Source organism: Variovorax sp. RO1, assembly GCF_002849325.1.
GTDB lineage: Bacteria > Pseudomonadota > Gammaproteobacteria > Burkholderiales > Burkholderiaceae_C > Variovorax.
Map to the genome: position 1 here is coordinate 1,334,442 of NZ_PKMT01000001.1, position 18,504 is coordinate 1,352,945.

The 18,504-nt window shown below is 67.6% G+C and carries 22 protein-coding genes; 13 read left to right on the forward strand and 9 right to left on the reverse strand.

Annotated features, from left to right (window positions below; genetic code table 11):
• Window positions 1–2 precede the first annotated feature (2 nt).
• Together CY658_RS06540 and CY658_RS06545 are read left to right on the forward strand one after the other, a co-directional pair.
• Entirely contained in the window at window positions 3–827 is an 825-nt protein-coding gene (locus CY658_RS06540; RefSeq protein ID WP_101489370.1) for a MetQ/NlpA family ABC transporter substrate-binding protein, read from the forward strand.
• Window positions 828–860: 33 nt separating this feature from the next.
• Complete coding sequence (locus CY658_RS06545; protein ID WP_101489371.1) at window positions 861–1,211, forward strand: hypothetical protein; 351 nt, start codon at window positions 861–863, stop codon at window positions 1,209–1,211.
• A gap of 171 nt (window positions 1,212–1,382) precedes the next feature.
• Here the strand turns inward: CY658_RS06545 and CY658_RS06550 are convergent, their stop codons facing one another.
• On the reverse strand, window positions 1,383–2,741 hold the full coding sequence (locus CY658_RS06550; RefSeq protein ID WP_101489372.1) for an LLM class flavin-dependent oxidoreductase: 1,359 nt from the start codon (window positions 2,739–2,741) through the stop codon (window positions 1,383–1,385).
• Window positions 2,738–3,571: a MetQ/NlpA family ABC transporter substrate-binding protein gene (locus CY658_RS06555; protein WP_101489373.1), complete on the reverse strand. Its 834-nt coding sequence runs from the start codon at window positions 3,569–3,571 to the stop codon at window positions 2,738–2,740. Before CY658_RS06555 ends, CY658_RS06550 begins: the two co-directional genes overlap by 4 nt.
• A 134-nt stretch (window positions 3,572–3,705) precedes the next feature.
• On the opposite strand from CY658_RS06555, the gene CY658_RS06560 reads away from it, so the two are divergent.
• The gene (locus tag CY658_RS06560) at window positions 3,706–4,407 is read left to right on the forward strand and encodes an aspartate/glutamate racemase family protein (RefSeq protein ID WP_101489374.1); all 702 of its coding nucleotides are present in this window, start codon (window positions 3,706–3,708) and stop codon (window positions 4,405–4,407) included.
• On the opposite strand, the gene CY658_RS06565 is transcribed toward CY658_RS06560, so the two are convergent.
• Window positions 4,404–5,330 (reverse strand): alpha/beta fold hydrolase, encoded by a 927-nt coding sequence (locus CY658_RS06565; protein WP_101489375.1) that lies wholly within the window; start codon window positions 5,328–5,330, stop codon window positions 4,404–4,406. The genes CY658_RS06560 and CY658_RS06565 overlap by 4 nt on opposite strands.
• Before the next feature lie 118 nt (window positions 5,331–5,448).
• On the opposite strand from CY658_RS06565, the gene CY658_RS06570 reads away from it, so the two are divergent.
• The 4 genes from CY658_RS06570 to CY658_RS06585 all read left to right on the forward strand — a co-directional run bounded on the left by CY658_RS06570 (window position 5,449) and on the right by CY658_RS06585 (window position 8,087).
• The gene (locus CY658_RS06570; RefSeq protein WP_101489376.1) at window positions 5,449–6,510 is read left to right on the forward strand and encodes an aldo/keto reductase; all 1,062 of its coding nucleotides are present in this window, start codon (window positions 5,449–5,451) and stop codon (window positions 6,508–6,510) included.
• Window positions 6,511–6,527: 17 nt separating this feature from the next.
• Window positions 6,528–7,019 carry an aminoacyl-tRNA deacylase gene (locus CY658_RS06575; protein WP_101489377.1) on the forward strand — a complete coding sequence of 164 codons (492 nt, stop codon included), beginning with the start codon at window positions 6,528–6,530 and terminating at the stop codon, window positions 7,017–7,019.
• 70 nt (window positions 7,020–7,089) lie between these two features.
• The gene (plsY, locus tag CY658_RS06580) at window positions 7,090–7,725 is read left to right on the forward strand and encodes a glycerol-3-phosphate 1-O-acyltransferase PlsY (protein WP_101489378.1); all 636 of its coding nucleotides are present in this window, start codon (window positions 7,090–7,092) and stop codon (window positions 7,723–7,725) included.
• 8 nt (window positions 7,726–7,733) lie between these two features.
• Window positions 7,734–8,087, forward strand: a complete 354-nt coding sequence (locus tag CY658_RS06585; protein ID WP_070062404.1) for a RidA family protein — start codon at window positions 7,734–7,736, stop codon at window positions 8,085–8,087.
• Between the two features lie 27 nt (window positions 8,088–8,114).
• Here CY658_RS06585 and CY658_RS06590 read toward each other — a convergent pair whose 3' ends face one another.
• Window positions 8,115–8,756: a retropepsin-like aspartic protease family protein gene (locus tag CY658_RS06590; RefSeq protein ID WP_101489379.1), complete on the reverse strand. Its 642-nt coding sequence runs from the start codon at window positions 8,754–8,756 to the stop codon at window positions 8,115–8,117.
• A 7-nt stretch (window positions 8,757–8,763) separates the two neighbouring features.
• Window positions 8,764–9,249: a YajQ family cyclic di-GMP-binding protein gene (locus tag CY658_RS06595; protein WP_099791661.1), complete on the reverse strand. Its 486-nt coding sequence runs from the start codon at window positions 9,247–9,249 to the stop codon at window positions 8,764–8,766.
• Window positions 9,250–9,292: 43 nt separating this feature from the next.
• Between CY658_RS06595 and murB the strand changes: the two genes are divergently transcribed.
• Together murB and CY658_RS06605 are read left to right on the forward strand one after the other, a co-directional pair.
• Complete coding sequence (murB, locus tag CY658_RS06600; protein ID WP_099791659.1) at window positions 9,293–10,345, forward strand: UDP-N-acetylmuramate dehydrogenase; 1,053 nt, start codon at window positions 9,293–9,295, stop codon at window positions 10,343–10,345.
• 31 nt (window positions 10,346–10,376) lie between these two features.
• Window positions 10,377–11,216: a glycine-rich domain-containing protein gene (locus tag CY658_RS06605; RefSeq protein WP_101489380.1), complete on the forward strand. Its 840-nt coding sequence runs from the start codon at window positions 10,377–10,379 to the stop codon at window positions 11,214–11,216.
• A 90-nt stretch (window positions 11,217–11,306) separates the two neighbouring features.
• Here CY658_RS06605 and argG read toward each other — a convergent pair whose 3' ends face one another.
• From argG to CY658_RS06625, 4 genes are all read right to left on the reverse strand, one after another.
• Complete coding sequence (gene argG, locus CY658_RS06610) at window positions 11,307–12,647, reverse strand: argininosuccinate synthase (RefSeq protein WP_101489381.1); 1,341 nt, start codon at window positions 12,645–12,647, stop codon at window positions 11,307–11,309.
• Window positions 12,648–12,662: 15 nt separating this feature from the next.
• Window positions 12,663–12,989, reverse strand: a complete 327-nt coding sequence (gene ppnP, locus CY658_RS06615; RefSeq protein ID WP_056571690.1) for a pyrimidine/purine nucleoside phosphorylase — start codon at window positions 12,987–12,989, stop codon at window positions 12,663–12,665.
• A 126-nt stretch (window positions 12,990–13,115) separates the two neighbouring features.
• Window positions 13,116–13,745 carry a hypothetical protein gene (locus CY658_RS06620; protein WP_101489382.1) on the reverse strand — a complete coding sequence of 210 codons (630 nt, stop codon included), beginning with the start codon at window positions 13,743–13,745 and terminating at the stop codon, window positions 13,116–13,118.
• Window positions 13,746–13,803: 58 nt separating this feature from the next.
• Window positions 13,804–14,157, reverse strand: a complete 354-nt coding sequence (locus CY658_RS06625) for an ArsC family reductase (protein WP_101490259.1) — start codon at window positions 14,155–14,157, stop codon at window positions 13,804–13,806.
• Window positions 14,158–14,193: 36 nt separating this feature from the next.
• Here CY658_RS06625 and folC point away from each other — a divergent pair, with 36 nt between their 5' ends.
• The 4 genes from folC to purF all read left to right on the forward strand — a co-directional run bounded on the left by folC (window position 14,194) and on the right by purF (window position 18,488).
• Complete coding sequence (gene folC / locus CY658_RS06630) at window positions 14,194–15,501, forward strand: bifunctional tetrahydrofolate synthase/dihydrofolate synthase (protein WP_101489383.1); 1,308 nt, start codon at window positions 14,194–14,196, stop codon at window positions 15,499–15,501.
• Between the two features lie 72 nt (window positions 15,502–15,573).
• Window positions 15,574–16,449, forward strand: a complete 876-nt coding sequence (locus CY658_RS06635) for an SPOR domain-containing protein (RefSeq protein ID WP_101489384.1) — start codon at window positions 15,574–15,576, stop codon at window positions 16,447–16,449.
• 35 nt (window positions 16,450–16,484) lie between these two features.
• The gene (locus CY658_RS06640; RefSeq protein WP_070062414.1) at window positions 16,485–16,970 is read left to right on the forward strand and encodes a CvpA family protein; all 486 of its coding nucleotides are present in this window, start codon (window positions 16,485–16,487) and stop codon (window positions 16,968–16,970) included.
• A gap of 12 nt (window positions 16,971–16,982) precedes the next feature.
• Window positions 16,983–18,488: an amidophosphoribosyltransferase gene (gene purF / locus CY658_RS06645; RefSeq protein ID WP_099791644.1), complete on the forward strand. Its 1,506-nt coding sequence runs from the start codon at window positions 16,983–16,985 to the stop codon at window positions 18,486–18,488.
• Window positions 18,489–18,504 lie beyond the last annotated feature (16 nt).

An 18,504-nucleotide genomic window follows, 5' to 3' on the forward strand; every position in this document is an offset into this window, starting at 1 on the left:
CCATGAAAACCGCACTGCTGCGCCGTTCCGTTCTCGCCGTTTCCCTCGTCGCGCTGTCGCTCGGCGGCCTCTCGCTGTCGGCGCAGGCGCAAGACGCCAAGAAGAACCTCGTGATCGGCGGCACCGCCGGCTCCAACGCCGACCAGCTCAAGGCCGGCATCATTCCGATCCTCGAGAAGAAGGGCTACAAGGTGAAGCTGGTCGAGTTCAACGACTACGTGCAGCCCAACCTCGCGCTGGCCCAGGGCTCGCTCGACGCCAACTTCTTCCAGCATCGGGTCTACCTGCAGAAGTTCTCGGCCGACCAGAAGCTCGACCTCGCCGAGCTGGTGCAGGGCCCGATCGCGCCGATGGGTGTGTACTCGACCAAGCGCAAGACGCTGGCCGACGTGAAGGAGGGTGACCGCGTGACGCTGCCGAACGACCCGAGCAACCTGGCGCGCGCGCTGGTGCTGCTGGAGCAGAACAAGCTGGTCACGATCAAGGCTGGCATCGACCCGCTGCGCGCGTCGGAGAAGGACGTGGCCGAGAACCCGAAGAAGCTGAAGTTCATTCCGCTCGAGGCCGCACAGCTGCCGCGTTCGCTGGGTGACACCGAGTACGCCATCGTCAACGGCAACTTCGCGATCTCGTCGGGCCTGAAGCTCACCGAGGCCGTGGTGCTGGAGAAGACGCCCGACTACTACCTGAATGTGGTTGCCGTGAAGAGCGCCGACAAGAACGCATCGTGGGCCAAGGACATCGCCGACGCCTATCGCTCGAAGGAATTCAAGACGGTGGTCGACAGCAAGTTCCAGGGCTACGCCAAGCCCAGCTTCCTGCAGTAATCGATCTATCACGCTTCAGCGAAGGACGCTTCCATGCCCGTGCTGGCCGTATTCGATGCCCAAGCAAACTGGCGCGACACGCATGTGTGCGACGGATGGATCACCGAGCATCTGGCCGCGCAGGGCGTGAGCTGGGGGCGCGGCGATGCCGAAGGGCAGCGCGCGCTCGACAGTGCGGGGTTGTTCTATCTGCCGACGGCGGAGGGGTATCTGGGGTTGTTGTTTGAGGGTGGGGAATGGGTTTCCATTCCCTCCGACACGCCGCATTTCTTCGATGCTGGCGAGGCGGAGTCGCTGGACGGATTGCCTGCCGCGTTGCCATTGTTCGAGGCCTTCGTCGAAGAAGTGCTGTCCCTGACGGGCAACGACGCCGACGAAACGTAGAGCGGGATCAGTCGCCTGCAAGTTCGACGCGGCGCGGCGTGCACCGTGTTGCTCCTTCCCCTTCCGGGGGAAGGCTGGGATGGGGGCTCGCGGCGCCTGCAAAAGCTGTGCATGTGCGAAGGCCGCTTGCCCCCACCCCGACCCTCCCCCGGGAGGGGAGGGAGGAACACATCAGGCGGCCAGCCGCTGTGCCGCTCGCCCGCCGGGCCGCGCCAGCCCCAGGTGATCGCGCAACGTGCGCCCTTCGTACTCCGTGCGAAAGATCCCGCGCTTCTGCAGGATCGGCACCACGCCCTCCACAAAATCCTGCAGCCCATGCGGCAACGCATCCGGCATCAGGTTGAACCCGTCTGCCGCACCGCCCTTGAACCAGCGCTCGATGTCATCGGCAATCTGCTCGGGCGTGCCCACGATCACGCGGTGCCCGCCGCCACCCGCGAGTTCGCGGATCAGCTGGCGCACCGTGTAGCCATGCGTGCGCCCGGCCGCGACCACGGCGTTGAAAAAAGTGTGGTTGCCGTTCCCATTGCCGGGCAGCGGCAGATCGTCGGGCAGGCGCTCGTCGAGCTTGAGGCGGTCGGGCGTGATGCCCAGCGTGCCAGCCAGGCGCGTGAGGCTGTAGTCCCAGGGGATCAGGTCGACCAGCGCATCGCGGCGGCGGCGCGCTTGCGCTTCGGTGGCGCCGACGATGGTGGTGAGGCCGGCAAGCACCTTCACCGCATCGGGGCCGCGGCCCAGTTCGGCGGCGCGGGTCTTGAGGGCGCGTGCGTAGGCCTGCGATTCTTCAAAGGACTGCGAGGCGGAGAACACGGCTTCGGCGTGGCGCGATGCGAGCTCGCGCCCGTCGGCCGAGGCGCCGGCCTGCACCAGCACGGGGTGGCCCTGCGGCGGGCGCGGCAGGTTGAGCGGGCCCTGCACCGCGAAGTGTTCGCCGCGGTGCGCGAGCGCGTGCACCTTGGCCGGGTCGATGAAGCGGCCGGCGGCCTTGTCGCCGAGGAAGGCGTCGTCTTCCCAGCTGTCCCACAGCGCCTTGACGAGGTCGGCGAACTCCGAGGCGCGGGCGTAGCGCTTCGCGTGATCGGGCGTGGTGTCCAGGCCGAAGTTGCGCGCGGAGGGCAGGTCGGCCGTGGTCACCATGTTCCAGCCGGCGCGGCCGGCGCTCACGTGGTCGAGCGTGGCGAAGCGGCGCGCGAGGTTGTAGGGCTCGTTGTAGCTGGTGGAGGCGGTGGCGATGAGGCCGATGTGCGTGGTCGCGGCGGCCACGCAGGCCAGCAGGATGGTGGGCTCCAGCGCGGTGATCGGGCGGAAATGGATCTGGTCGACGATGGCTGCGTTGTCCGCCAGGAACACGGCGTCGAGCTTGGCGGCCTCGGCGATCTGCGCTGTGCGGATGTAGTGCTGGACGTCGGCGAACGCCCACGGGTCGCTCTCCGGCAGGCGCCAGGCCGAAGGCACGAAGCCCGAATGCAGGATGTTGACGTTGAGGTGCAGCTGCCTGCGGGGTGCGGTGGGGTTGTTGCTGTTGCTCATTGGCTGAAATAGTCCGGCAGCCGGTAGCCCGCCCACACAGGGTTGGCCTTGAAGAACTTCTGGAACTCGGACGACTGGTAGGCGGTGGCGATGTCCTTTGCGAACTTCGCGTTCTCGTTGCTGCGCTTCACCGCCACCACGTTGACGTAGGGCAGCGTCATGTCTTCGAGCTTCAGCGCCTCGGTGAGCTTGAGCCCCGAGGCCACGGCGAAGTTGCCCTGCACGGCCGCGAGGTCGGCGTCGGCCAGCGAGCGCGGCGCCTGCGCGGCATCCAGCGGAACGATCTTCAGGCGTTTGGGGTTGCTCGCGATGTCGCGCTCCGACACGCTCAGCGGACTCACGCCCGGCTTGAGCGTGACCCAGCCGATGGCCGCGAGGATGTTGAGTGCGCGCGCCGCATTCACCGGGTCGGCGGGCAACGTGACGGTGGCGCCGTCGGGCACGGTGTCGAGCGTCTTGTGGCGGCGCGAATACAGGCCCATGGGCGGCGTCGGCACATGGACCACGGGCACGAGGTCGAAGCCCTGCTGCTTGTTGGTGGCGTTGAGGTACAGCGAGTGCTGGAAGATGTTGGCGTCGATCTGCCCGCGTTCCACCGCGTCGTTGGGCTGCACGCCCTGGCTGAACTCGACGTACTTGATGCTGTAGCCCAGCTTCTTCAGCTGGGGCTCGATGCCGTGGGTGAAGGCGTCGCGGTAGGGGCCCGGCATGAAGCCGACGCGCAGATCGTCCGCGTGGGCATGCACATGCAGCAGCAGGCTCAGTGCGAGCCCGCCGGACAGCGGGGCAAGGCGGCGCAGCCACGAGGGCGCGCGCGAAAGGGAAGGCATGGCGACAACTCCGGGAGACGGCAAGAGAGGAGTCGGGCACTCTAGGACGCACGCCGCGCCGCGCGAACGAAGATTTGCGCGCTTGCATATCCGCACGCCGGATAACCCGCGCCGGCTTTTGTAGGATGCGGCGCATGACCCTGCACATCGGAATCGTCGGCTGCTCCGCCGAAGGCGCGGCCCTTTGCTACAAGACCATCTGCATCGAGGGCGCGGCGCTGCTCGGCCCGCATGCGCACCCCGAGGTGTCGATGCACACGCCCTCGCTCGCGGCGTACACGTACTGCCTGGACGCGGGCGACCTGGCGGGCGTAGGCGTGCTGATGCTCGCCTCTGCGCACAAGCTCGCCGCGGCGGGCGCGGACTTTCTGATCTGTCCCGACAACACCATCCACCAGGCCTTCGACCACGTGGCGCCGCGTTCGCCGCGGCCCTGGCTGCACATCGCCGCAGTGGTGGCCGACGAGGCCGTGCGGCGGGGCTTTCGCCGCATCGGCATCACGGGCACGCGCTGGCTGACCGACAGCGAGGTGTATCCGGAGAAGCTCTCGGCGCGCGGCCTTGAGTACGTGCGCCCGACCATCGATGAGCGCGCCGAGATCGGCCGGATCATCATGGACGAGCTGGTCTGCGGCATCTTCAGGCCCGAGGCCGTGGCGACCTTCCAGCGCGTGATGCAGCGCCTGAAGGACGCCGAGGGCTGCGACGCGGTGGTGCTCGGCTGCACCGAGATTCCGCTGATCATGAGCGATGCGAATTCGCCGCTGCCGACGCTCGATTCGACGCGGCTGCTGGCGCGCGCGGCACTGCGCCGCGCCACGCAGAAGTCAAACTAGGCCAGAAAGTCTTCAATCAGCTGCGCCACGCGTTGCGGCTGGTCGTGGTGCAGCATGTGGCCCGCGTCCGCCAGCTGCTCGATGCGCACCGAGGGCACGGACTTGAGCCGCTCGTGGAACTCGGCGAGCGTGTAGCGGGCCTTCCACCAGCCCTGCAGGCTGTCGTCCGAGGCTTCGACCATCAGCGTCGGCGCGGTGATGCGCGCATACAGCGCCAGCGTCTCGTCGACGCGGAAGATGTTGGCGTTGATGATCTTGTGCGCCGCTTCGCCGAGGATCTGCCAGCGCGTGCTGCCGTCGGCTTGTGGCTGCTGCGCCGACCAGTGGCTGGCCAGCCAGTCGGCCTTGTCTTGCGTGAGGCGCGGGTTGGTCTTCATGAGGCGACGCGCCACGCCGTCCAACGCCGAATAGCCCGCGAGCGCCTTCTCGCCGCGGTGCAGGCCCTTGAGCTCGTCGATCCACTGGCCGTAGCGCGCGGGTGCTTCGTCGGGCAGGCGTGCGGGCATGCCGAAGCCTTCGAGGTTGACGAGGCGGCGGATGCGCGCGGGGCGCACGCCCGCGTAGTGCATCGCGACATTGCCGCCCATGCTGTGGCCGACGAGGTCGACGGGGCGCGCATCGTCGCCTTCGCCGGCGTAGTGGTCGAGCAGCCATTCGAGGTCGGCCAGGTAGTCGGGCAACCAGTAGTTGTCGACGCCGCCGCCGTCGGTAAGGCCGAAGCCGCGCCAGTCGGGGGCGATGATGAAACGGTCGTCCTTCAGCGCGTCGACCACGAACTGCCAGGAGGCCGCGACGTCCATCCATCCATGCACCAGCACCAGCGGCGGGCGTTCGGCCGACGGCTGGCCCCAGAGGCGGACGTGGTAGTTCAGGTTGCGCACGGGCACGAATTCGCTGCGCGAGGGGCGGAGGGCTTGGTACATATGGCGGTCGATGATACGGAGAGCCCGCGCCGCGCGCAGTCCGCCACAGGACAGGGCGACGCTCGGTTTCTCGGCGGCGGGTCAGCGCGTGCCGCGCGGGCGCGCTAGCATTCCGCGCATGAAAAAGATTCCACTCGGTCAGAGCGACCTTCACGTCACCCCGATCTGCCTCGGCACCATGACTTTCGGCGAGCAGGTCGATGAGCCCACGGCCCATGCCGTCCTGGCCCGTTCGCTCGAACGCGGCGTCGACTTCATCGACACCGCAGAGATGTACGCGGTGCCGGCAAGCAAGGAAACCTGCGGCGCGACCGAAACCATCATCGGCAACTGGTTTGCGGCCAACCCCGGCACGCGCCAGAAAATCACGCTGGCCACCAAGGTGGCCGGCCCCTCGCGCGGCATGCCCTGGGTGCGCGAAGGCACGGGCATGACGCCGGCCGACATCGAGGCCTCGTGCCACGGCAGCCTGCGCCGCCTGCAGACCGACGTGATCGACCTGTACCAGATCCACTGGCCCGAGCGCCACGTGCCGGTGTTCGGCAACATCCACTACAACCCCGAGAAGGAAACCTCGCAGACGCCGATCCACGACCAGCTCGAAGCGCTGGGCAAGCTGGTGAAGGCGGGCAAGGTGCGCACCATCGGCCTGTCGAACGAGACGCCCTACGGCGTGCACGAGTTCGTGCGGCTGGCCGAGCAGCACGGGCTGCCGCGCGTGGTGTCGGTGCAGAACGTCTACAACCTCGTGAGCCGCGCGCACGAGAACGCGCTCGACGAAACGATGCACCGGCTCGGCGTGTCGCTGCTGGCGTACTCGCCGCTGGCCTTCGGCCTGCTGACGGGCAAGTACGACCAGAGCGGCATCGAGGGCCCCGACGCGCCGAAGGGCGCGCGCATCTCGAGCTACGAATCGGTGCGCAAGCAGCGTTGGGGCAAGCCCGATGCGTTGCGCGCAGCCAAGCGCTACAACCAGCTCGCACGCGACCACGGCCTGAGCCCGACGCAGCTCGCGCTGGCCTTCTGCTACACCAAGTGGCAGGTGGCGAGCACGATCATCGGCGTGACCTCGGTGGCCCAGCTCGACGAAGACCTGGACGCCTACGGCACCACGCTGTCGGCCGAAGTGCTGGCCGAGATCGACAAGATCCGCCTGGACATCCGCGACCCCGCCGCCTGACCGGGGCAATCGAGCGAGTGAGCAAGAAGGCCCACGTTTCCGAAACGCCCGCGACCCAATGGCTGCGGGCGAACCAGGTCGCTTTCACCGAGCACCCGTACGAGTACCTGGCGCACGGCGGCGCGCAGCACAGCGCGCAGGCGCTGGGCTTCGACCCGTTCACCGTGGTCAAGACGCTGGTGATGCAGGACCAGGACGCCAAGCCGCTGATCGTGCTGATGCACGGCAACCGCACGGTGTCGACCAAGAACCTCGCGCGGCAGATCGACGCCAAGTCGGTCGAGCCCTGCAAGCCCGAGGTGGCGCAGCGCCACAGCGGCTACCTGGTAGGCGGCACCTCGCCCTTCGGCACGCGGCGCGAGATGCCGGTCTACATCGAAGAGACCATCCTCGCACTGCCGAAGATCGCGATCAACGGCGGGCGGCGCGGCTACCTCGTCGGCATCGATCCGCAGGTGTGCGTGACGCTACTGGGCGCCCAGCCCGTGCAATGCGCGCTGGCAGAATAGCCGGCGTTTGCATTTTCCCGCCGGGCACGCCGCCGGCGGCGCACAACAACAAGTTTCCCGGAGACCCGCCTTGAGTTTCGATCTGCCTTCCATCATTGCCATCGTGGCGTCGTACCTGATCGGTTCGCTGTCGTTTGCGGTCATCGTGAGCAAGTCGCTCGGCATGGCCGACCCGCGCAGCTACGGCAGCGGCAACCCCGGCGCCACCAACGTGCTGCGCTCGGGCAAGAAGGGCGCCGCGCTGGCCACCTTGCTGCTCGATGCGGCGAAGGGCTGGCTGCCGGTGTTCCTGATCCGCCAGTTCGGCGCGCAGTGGGGGCTGGGCGAGGGCGTGGCGGCGCTGGCAGGCCTGGCGGCCTTCCTGGGTCACCTGTACCCGGTGTTCTTCGGCTTCCAGGGCGGCAAGGGCGTGGCGACGGCGGCCGGTGTGCTGGTGGGCATCGCGCCCTGGCTGGGGCTCGCCACGGGCGCGACCTGGCTGATCATCGCGGTCTTCTTTCGTTACTCGTCGCTGTCGTCGCTGGTGGCGGCGTTCTTTGCGCCGGCCTACTATCTGATCGGCGGCAACATCGCGTGGCCGCTCGACCGCACGGTGCTGATTGCCATCATCGTCATGAGTTTGCTGCTGATCTGGCGGCACCGCGAAAACATCCGCCGGCTCGCGGCCGGCACGGAGTCGAAACTCGGCTCGAAGAAAAAGGCTTGAACCTCACCATGGCATCCATTACCCGCTTCCACGTCGGCCCGCGTCTCTCGGAGACGGCCGTGCACAACGGCACCATCTACCTCGCGGGCCAGGTGCCCGACGACACCACGCAGGACATCCGCGGCCAGACGGCCCAGGTGCTCGGCATGGTCGACCGCCTGCTGGCCGAGGCCGGCAGCGACAAGTCGCGCATCCTCATGACGCAGATCTTCCTGGCCGACATCGGCGATATCGGCGCCATGAACGAGGTGTGGGACGCGTGGATTCCGGCCGGCAACACGCCGCCGCGCGCGACCGTGGAGGCCAAGATGGCCAACGCGGCTTACAAGATCGAGATCGTCGTCACGGCCGCACAGGCCTGAAGGCCTGGGGCTAGATCGGGAGCGGTCTCAGTACCGCTTCTCGAGAATCATCTCGTCGGCGTCGCGCCGCATCGAGAAGCGATTGAGAAAGCTGTTGCCCAGCAGCACGTACGGCATGGGCTGTTGCGAGACGATGGCGTCGATGTCGTAGACCTCGACGTCGCCCACGCGCACGCTTTGCAAGCGCAGCCTGTAGCCCGCGGCGTTGCCGTTGGCGGTGCGCATCTGCACCAGCTGCCCCTTGCTGTAGTCGAGCCCGATGCGCTGGGCGTCGACTGCCGACAGCGCGATGGTGGTCGCGCCGGTGTCGAGCATGAAGGTGACGGCGCGGCCGTTGATCTGGCCCTGCGTCATGTAGTGGCCCCGGCTGTCGGCCGGCAGCACGATGCGGTTGCCAGTGCTGGCAACGCCGCCGCGGCCGATGCTCACGGGCGAATCCATGCGCAGCGAGAAACGCTTGCCCGCCGATTCGACCACCGCCTGGTCGGCCTGCAGCGACACCAGCTTGACGCCCTGGAAGGTTTCGCCGACCGCCACCGTCTTGGGTGGCGCGCCGTTCACGATGAGGATGGCGCGGCTGCCGATGGAGCCGGTCAGCGTGACCGAGTCGGCGGCGTGCGCTCCCATGGCCGCGGCCGAGCACAGCACCGCGGCGAGGAGCGCCTTCATGCGCGGGTCAGTCGCGGAAGTTGTTGAAGGACACCGGCATGTCGGGCACGTCCTTCTTGATGAGGGCCATGGCGGCCTGCAGGTCGTCGCGCTTGGCGCCGGTGATGCGCACGGCGTCGCCCTGGATCGCGGCCTGCACCTTGAGCTTGCTGTCCTTGATGATGCGGGTGATCTTCTTGGCCTGCTCGGTCTCGATGCCGTTCTTGATCTTGATGACCTGCTTGACCTTGTCGCCGCCCATCTTCTGGACGTCGCCCTTGTCGAGAAAGCGCACGTCGACGCTGCGCTTGGTGAGCTTGCTGCGAAGGATGTCTTCGACCTGCACGAGTTGGAACTCGGCGTCGCCGATCATCGTGATCTCTTTGTCCTTGAGCTCGACGGCAGCGGCGGTGCCCTTGAAATCGAAGCGTGTGCCGATTTCCTTGGCGGTGTTTTCCACCGCATTCTTCACTTCGGGCAGATTGGGCTCGCAGACGGTATCGAAAGACGGCATGGGCACTCCTGGACGCACGGGGACTGAATGCGACAATTCTCCCATGATCGTGGAGTCCAATGTCCCGCTGCAGCCCTATAACAGCTTCGGCATCGTCGCGCGCGCGCAGCACCTGGCGCGCATCGCCAGCGAGGCCGACCTGGTCGCGCTGCACGCCGACCCCGCCTGGCGCAACGAACCCCGTTTCGTGCTCGGCGGCGGCAGCAACATCGTGCTCACGGGCGACGTCAAGCCGCTGGTGCTGAAGGTCGAAATCAAGGGCCGACGGCTGGTCGAAGAGACGCCGCGTGCCTGGATCGTGGAGGCCGGCGCCGGCGAAACCTGGCACGACACCGTCGAATGGATGGTGCGCAGCGGCTACCCGGGGCTGGAAAACCTGGCGCTGATACCCGGCACCGTGGGCGGCGCGCCGGTGCAGAACATCGGCGCGTACGGCGTCGAGCTGCAGGACCGCTTCGACTCGCTCGACGCCTTCGACCTCGAAACCGGCCGCGCCTTCACGCTCGATGCGGCGCAATGCGCGTTCGGCTACCGCGATTCGGTCTTCAAGCATGTGCGCAGCGGCCCGAACGACTTCGGCCTGGCGGGCCGCGCGGTCATCACGCGGGTGCGCTTCCGGCTGCCGAAGCCGTGGAAGCCGGTGGTCGGCTACCTCGACCTCGAACGCAAGATGGAAGAAACCGCCAACTTCACGCCCAGCGCGGTCGATATCTTCGAGTGGATCTGCGCCATCCGCCGCGCCAAGCTGCCCGACTGGCGCGTGCTGGGCAACGCCGGCAGTTTCTTCAAGAATCCGACGGTCACGCCCGAGCAGTGCGCCGACATCATCGCGCGCGACCCCAAGATCGTGCATTACCCGATGGACGACGGCAGCATCAAGCTCGCGGCCGGCTGGCTCATCGACGCCTGCGGCTGGAAGGGCAAGTCGGTCGGCAACGCGGGCGTCTACGAAAGGCAGGCGCTGGTGCTGGTCAACCGGGGCGGCTCGGCCAACCCGGTGACGGGCGGCGAGGTGATGACGCTGGCCAAGGCGATCCAGACCAGCGTGTACGAGCGCTTCGGCATCCGGCTGGAGCCGGAGCCGGTGGTGGTCTGACCCCGGCGACACCCCGCACACCGCCGCGCGCATGGAGCTCGACTTTCTTCACCTGAACTTCCGGCGCCGTATTGCGGTCGCCCTGTGGGCCCAGCGGCTCACCGTCGTGGGCGGTATCGCCTGGCTGCTTTTCGGGTGGCACAACGGGGCCGGATCGGTGGCCTTTGTGCTGTTTGCCGGCTTTGCTTTCGTCGCGACGCTCGCCTGGGTCGAGAAGAGCATGCGCCGCCAGTTCATCCGCGAGGCCCGGCTGCCGCCGTTCCTGATCGGCAAGCTGCGCGCGGCACACCCGCAACTGAGCCCGCGCGACGCCGAGCTGGTGCTGCGTGGCCTGCGGCAGTTCTTCATGGCGCACCTGCGCAGCGACCGCAAGTTCGTCGCCATGCCTTCGCGGGTGGTCGACACGGCCTGGCACGAGTTCATCCTGCACACGCAGGCCTACCAGACCTGGTGCCAGGCGGCCTTCGGGCGCCTGCTGCACCACAGCCCGGCCGAGGTGCTGGGCCAGGACGCGCGGCGCAACGACGGCCTGCGCCGCACCTGGTACTGGGCCTGCAAGGAAGAAAGCATCGACCCGCGCAAGCCGGCGCGGCTGCCGCTGCTGTTTGCGCTGGACATCAAGTTCGCGATTGCGGGCGGCTTTCACTACATCCCTGATTGCCGGACGATCGAGCGGGCGACCGGTTCCGACGCGCACTGTGGCTCGAGCTTCGGCGATTCGTCGTCCGACAGCGGCAGCTCGGGCGATGCCGGAGGCTTCGGCGGCAGCGAGGCGAGCGGGAGCGGCGATGGCGGCTCCAGCGACGGTGGTGGTGCGTCCGATGGCGGCGGTGGATGCGGCGGCGGTTGCGGAGGAGGGGGCGGCGACTGACGCCAGCGCACCTTCCAAAGAAAAACGGGCCGCGAGGGCCCGTTTTTTATTGCTGCCCTTGCGCGTGGCAAGGGCCGGCGGATCGATCGATCAGCTCGCGTCGCCGTCGTTCGCCAGCTTCGGCAGCGAGGCGCCTTCGCCCGACGACAGCAGGCCCACGCGGGTGTAGATCGCCAGCTTCTCGCGCGTGTCGACGATGTCGAGGTTGCGCATCGTGAGCTGGCCGATGCGGTCCAGCGGCGTGAACGCGCCTTCGACCTTTTCCATGCTCAGGCGCTCGGGCTTGTACGTGAGGTTGGCCGATTCGGTGTTCAGGATCGAGTAGTCGTTGCCGCGGCGCAGCTCCACCGTCACTTCACCGGTGATGGCGCGCGCGACCCAGCGTTGCGCCGTCTCGCGCAGCATGATGGCCTGCGGGTCGAACCAGCGGCCCTGGTACAGCAGGCGGCCCAGGCGGCGGCCGTTGTCGCGGTACTGCTCGATCGTGTCTTCGTTGTGGATGCCGGTGACCAGGCGCTCGTAGGCGATGAACAGCAGCGCGAGGCCGGGAGCCTCGTAGATGCCGCGGCTCTTGGCCTCGATGATGCGGTTTTCGATCTGGTCGCTCATGCCCAGGCCGTGGCGGCCGCCGATGCGGTTGGCTTCGAGGATCAGGTCGACCAGGTTGGCGTAGCGCACGCCGTTCAGCGCAACGGGCACGCCTTCTTCGAAGCGCACCGAGACGGTTTCGCGCTTGACTTCGACTTCGTCCTTCCAGAAGGCCACGCCCATGATGGGCTGCACGATCTGCATGCCGCTGTTCAGGTGCTCGAGGTCTTTCGCTTCGTGCGTGGCGCCGAGCATGTTCGAGTCGGTCGAGTAGGCCTTCTCGGACGACATCTTGTAGGCGAAGCCGGCCTTCTGCATGAACGCCGACATCTCGGCGCGGCCACCCAGCTCGTCGATGAAGACCTGGTCGAGCCAGGGCTTGTAGATCTTCAGCGCGGGGTTGGTGAGCAGGCCGTAGCGGTAGAAGCGCTCGATGTCGTTGCCCTTGTAGGTGCTGCCGTCGCCCCAGATGTGGACGTCGTCTTCCTTCATGGCCGACACCAGCATGGTGCCCGTCACGGCACGGCCCAGCGGCGTGGTGTTGAAGTAGGTGACGCCGGCGGTGGTCACGTGGAAGGCGCCGGCCTGCAGGGCGGCGATGCCTTCGTTGGCCAGCTGCACGCGGCAGTCGATGAGGCGGGCGTTCTCGGCGCCGTAGAGCATCGCCTTGCGCGGGATCTCGTCGTAGTCGGGCTCGTCGGGCTGGCCGAGGTTGGCGGTGTAGGCGTAGGGGATTGCGCCCTTCAGCTTCATCCAGTGCAGTGCCGCGCTGGTGTCCAGGCCGCCCGAGAAGGCGATGCCGACCTTCTGGCCGGCGGGAACGTTTTGGAGAATGGTCGACATGTCAGGGGTTCCGTTTCAACCGAAGTGGCAGATGTAGCTGTAGGGCTCGCCAGTCACGCGGATCTGGAAGCTGGAGTTGCCGGGAATGCTGAACTTCTGGCCGGGGCCCGAGGCGATCCATTCGCTGGTGCCTGCGAGCTGGTATTCGCAGTTGCCGCCGGCGCCTTCCATGATTTCAGGCGCGCCGGTGTTGAAGGTGAGGGTGGACGGCAGGATCACGCCGACCGATTTCTTGGTGCCGTCCGCCAGCGTGAGGTTGTGGCTCACGCACTTGCCGTCGAAATACACATTGGCCTTGGTGGCCACTGCGGCGCTGTTGATGGTGTCGGTAGTCGTCGTCATTGGATGGATGGCGCCGGCGCCTGCGCGTTCGGCGGATCGAGGGACGCGCCGCGGCAGCAGCACCCCCGGGGTTGGAGAAGCCCTCGATTTTAGGGGCTCGGGAGAGCCGGCCCGCCGTGGGGGAACTCAGTAGCGCCAGCCGTGGCGATGGCCGCCCCATCCGCGATGGCCACGGTAGTAGCCGCCACCGCCCCAGCCGCGCGAATAGCCCAGGTTCAGCGAGATGCCGACCGGTGGGTAGACGTAGGGCTGTGCATACGGGTAGGTGTAGGCGGGCTGCACGTAGACGGGCGGGGCGTACACCGGGGCCGGCTGCGTGTAGACCGGCGCCGGCGCGTTGGACACCACCACGCCGGGTTCGGGCACGACGCTGTCCCACGGGGAATTGGCACCCTGTTGATACTGCCCCTGTGGGTATTGCTGGTACTGCTCCTGGTACTGCTGGCCGTTGTTGGCCTCGACCGGATAGGGCTGCAACTGCGATTGGGGCTGGACCGGCGCGGTGGTCACCCCGTAGGCGCTGGCCTGGATCGGAAGGGTGGCGCCCGGCCGGCTGGTGGTGCGCGTCGTGTACTGCCGGCCCTGGTACTCGTAGGTGACGTTGTAGCTGACGTCACTGCCGGTCGTTTCGCGGATCGGCGTGGCGGAGATCACAGGGGCCTGGACCACTTGCTGGGCCTGCGCGACGCTGGCGCCTGTGGCCAGCAGGCCGGCCGCCGACAGCCCCGTGAGGATGCGAAAAACGTGTCTGTTCATGGTGTTCTCTCCTGCAGATCGGGGTTGGAGGCCCGCCGGCGGGACGGGGTTCCGGGGTTTACACGGCGTTCACAGCCCAGCTTGGCGCATCGAAACCGGTCGTTACGCCGGTCTTCGGGCCCCAGTCGACCACCGGCCGCTTGATCAGGCTGGGGTTGGCCAGCAGCACGGGGCGGGCCGAGGCGGCATCGACCACGGCGTCGCGGGTGGCCTCGTCGAGCTTGCGCCAGGTGGTGCCCTTGCGATTGACCAGCGCCTCCCAGCCGGGCGCCTTGAGCCAGCGGTCGAGTTCGGCTTCGGGCACGCCCTGTTTCTTGAAATCGTGGAAGGCGTAGGCCACGCCATGGTCGTCGAGCCAGGCGCGGGCGCGCTTGACGGTGTCGCAGTTCGGGATGCCGTATAGGGTTGTCATGGCCGCCATGATGCCGCGAGTGGCGGGTCGGCGACAATTCCGGCCTCCATGGAAACCCTGAACGACTGGCTCGCGCGCGCCGAGCACCTTCATCCCGACAAGATCGAGCTCGGGCTCGATCGCGCCAAAGAAATGGCGCAGCGTCTGGGCCTGCGTTTCGACTGCCCCGTCATCACGGTGGCGGGCACCAATGGCAAGGGCTCGACCTGCGCCATGCTCGAGTCGATCCTCACGCACGCCGGCTACCGCACGGCCGTGTTCACGTCGCCGCACCTCGTGCGCTTCGAAGAGCGGCTGCGGCTCAAGGGCGAAGCGGTCGATGCTTCTAAACTGATAGCAAGCTTCGAGGTGGTGGAGAAGGCCCGTGGCGACATGGCCCTGACCTACTTCGAGTTCACCACGCTCGGCATCCTGCATTGCATGACCCAGGAGAAGCCCGACGTCGCGATCCTCGAGGTCGGCCTGGGCGGCCGGCTCGACGCGGTGAACATCATCGACGCCGACTGCGCGGTCATCACCAGCATCGACCTGGACCACATGGAATACCTCGGCCCCGACCGCGAAAGCATCGGCTTCGAGAAGGCCGGCATCCTGCGCGCCGGCAAGCCGGCCATCGTGAGCGACCCGGTGCCGCCGCAAAGCGTGATCGACCATGCGAACGCCATCGGCGCCGATCTGTGGCGCTTCGGGCACGACTTCAATGTCTCGGGCGACAAGCAGCAGTGGGGCTGGTCGGGCCGCGGACGGCGCTACAGCGGGCTGGCCTATCCGGCGCTGCGCGGCGCCAACCAGTTGCTCAATGCCGCGGGCGTGCTCGCGGCGCTCGAGGCGCTGCGGCCCCAACTGCCGATCACGGCGCAGGCGGTGCGCAACGGGCTCGCGATGGTCGAGCTGCCGGGCCGCTTCCAGATCGTGCCGGGCGAGCCCACGCTGGTGCTCGACGTGGCGCACAACGCCCACGCCGTCGCGGCGCTGGCCGAGAACCTCGACGCGATGGGTTTTTCGCCCACCACGCACGGCGTGTTCGGTGTCATGGCCGACAAGGACCTCGCGCCCATCCTCGCGCGCATCGGGCCGCTGATCGACCGCTGGTACTTCACCGACCTGCCCACGCCGCGCGCCGCCAAGGCGGCCGATCTGCTGGCCGCGTGGCAGGCGCAGAACACGCGCGCCGATGCCTCGGGCAGCGTGCACGCGAGCCCGATGGACGCCCTGCGCGCGGCCATCGAGCAGGCAGGTGCCACTGATAGAATCGTGGTCTTCGGATCGTTCTTCACCGTGGGTGGCGTCCTCGAAAACGGCACCCCCCGGCTGCAAGCCAAACACCTGCTGCCAGGCGGCTGATCGTCGGGCTGTCCACACCCATCCGGCACCATCGGGCACCACCTCGCTGCACTCCTCCAGGGATCGAACTTCATGGCGTTTTTCAAGTTCCGCGCGCGCGGCCCACAAGGCAACGAAGGACGCAGCGCCCCCGCGGCGGTGCCGGCGGAAAGTGTCGAAACCATGCGCCGGCGTGCGCGCCATCGGCTGCTTGGCGCGGCGGTGCTGGTGCTGGTCGGCGTGATCGGCTTCCCGCTGTTGTTCGACACCCAGCCGCGCCCCGTGCCCGTCGACATCCCGATCGAAATTCCTGACCGCAACAAGGCCAAGCCGCTGCCCGTGCCTGCCACGCCGGCACCCGCAACGAGCAGCGCGCCTTCTTCCTCGTCCGATGGCAGCTCCCGCGTGGCCGCGGCCTCGTCGGCCGGCGGCATGATCACCGAGACCGCCGACGGCACCGTGATCGAGCCCGGCGCGACGGTGCCTGCCACTCCGGCAGCCCCCAAGCCCGCCGTGGAGCCGAAGAAGCCCGAACCCAAGCCGGAACCGAAACCCGAGCCGAAGCCCGAGCCCAAACCGGAACCCAAGCCAGAGCCGAAGAAGCCTGAGTCCAAGCCCGAGGCCAAGCCGAAGCCGGAACCCGCCAAGCCCGCCGCAAATGCCGACGACGGCGCGCGTGCCCGCGCGCTGCTCGACGGCAAGCCGCCCGCCGCCGCGCCCAAGCCGGCCGCCGACGACAACGGCCGCTTCGTCGTGCAGGTCGGCGCTTTTGCCGATGCCGACAAGGCGCGCGAAGTGCGCCAGAAGCTCGAGCGCGCCGGCCTCAAGACCTATGTGCACGTGGCCAAGACGACCGACGGCGAGCGCACGCGTGTGCGTGTCGGGCCGTTCGCCTCGCGCGCCGAGGCCGAGAAGGCCGCGGACCGGGTCAAGGGCTTGTCTTTGGCCGCGGCCATCCTCACGTTGTAAGCACCGTCATCGCCCGCTGCCTGTAGTTCATTGCCGTGGCCCTGCTCGACTGGATCGCCATCGCGCTCATCGTGCTGTCGATGCTGTTCGGGCTGGTGCGCGGCCTCGTGTTCGAGGTGATTTCGCTGATCGGCTGGGTGGCCGCCTTCATCGTGGCCCAGTGGGTGGCCTCCGACGTGGCGGCCTGGCTGCCGTTCGGCGACCCGCAGGCCACCTGGCGTTATCCGCTGGCCTTCGTGCTGGTGTTCGTGGCGGTGGCGTTCGGCGTGGGGCTCGCGGCAGCCCTCACGCGCAAGCTGATCGCCGCGGTCGGCCTGCGGCCTGTGGACCGGATTTTGGGAGCAGCGTTCGGCGCGGCACGGGGGGCAGTGGCCCTGCTCGTGCTGGCGGTCGTTGTTCATTTGCTGGCGTTGAGCGACAGTGCCTGGTGGCACGAATCGCGCAGCGCCATTGTTCTCGATGCGGCATTGCAGGGCCTCAAGCCCTCGCTGCCTGAAAAGTTGGCAAGCTACCTGCCCTGAGAGGAATCGTTCATGTGTGGAATCGTCGGCGTTGTCAGCAACGCACCCGTCAATCAGCTGCTCTATGACGCGCTGCTGCTGCTGCAGCACCGTGGCCAGGACGCGGCCGGCATCGTGACCTTGCTGGAACGCAAGTTCTTCATGCACAAGGCCAAGGGCATGGTGCGCGACGTGTTCCGCACCCGCAACATGCGCGCGCTGCCGGGCAACGTGGGCCTGGGCCAGGTGCGCTACCCGACCGCCGGCAACGCCTACAGCGAAGAAGAGGCGCAGCCCTTCTACGTGAACGCGCCCTTCGGCATCGTGCTCGTGCACAACGGCAACCTGACCAACGCGCACGCCCTGCGCGCCGAGCTGTTCTCCACCGACCACCGCCACACCAACACCGAGAGCGACTCCGAAGTGCTGCTCAACGTGCTGGCGCATGAAATCGAGCGTTCCTCGCGCGGCGTGCCGCTGCACCCGGCCGAGGTGTTTGCTGCCGTCAAGAACGTCTACAAGCGCCTGCGCGGCTCGTACGCCGTGGTTTCGCTGATCGCCGGCCACGGCCTGCTGGCGTTTCGCGACCCCTACGGCATCCGCCCGCTGTGCATGGGCCGCAATGCGAAGGACGGCACCGTCATGGTGGCCAGCGAATCGGTCGCGCTCGAAGGCTCGGGCCATGTGTTCGAACGCAACATCGAGCCGGGCGAAGCCGTGTTCATCGACCTCGAAGGCAACGTGCACTCGATGCAGTGCGCCGAGGGCGCGTCGCTCAACCCGTGCATCTTCGAGTTCGTGTACCTCGCACGTCCCGACTCGGTGCTCGACGGCATCTCGGTCTATCAGGCGCGCCTGAACCTCGGCGAAACGCTGGCCAAGCGCGTGGTCTCGACCGTGCCGCCGAACCAGATCGACGTGATCATTCCGATCCCCGAATCGAGCCGCCCGAGCGCCACGCAGCTCGCGCACCTGCTGGGCATTCCGTACCGCGAAGGCTTCGTGAAGAACCGCTACGTCGGCCGTACGTTCATCATGCCGGGGCAGGGCGTTCGCAAGAAGTCGGTGCGCCAGAAGCTCAACGTGATCGCCAGCGAGTTCAAGGGCCGCAACGTGCTGCTGGTCGACGACTCGATCGTGCGCGGCACCACCAGCCGCGAGATCGTGCAGATGGCGCGCGACGCCGGTGCCCGCAAGGTCTACCTGGCCAGCGCCGCACCGCCGGTGCGCTACCCCAACGTCTACGGCATCGACATGCCGACCAAGGATGAACTCGTGGCGCACGACCGCACCGTCGAGGAAATCCGCGAACTCATCGGCTGCGATGCGCTGATCTACCAGGACGTCGATGCCATGAAGCGCGCCATCGGCTCGCTCAACCCGAAGCTCGCCGGTTTCGATGCCTCGTGCTTCGACGGCGTGTACGTGACGGGTGACATCGACACCGAAGCCATCTCGCGCATGAACGGCAACCGCCCGCGCATCGAGGAGAACGAAGAAGACGCTTCGCGCCTCGCCCTGCCGAACCCCAGCGAGTAAGAGAAAGAAGAGAGGG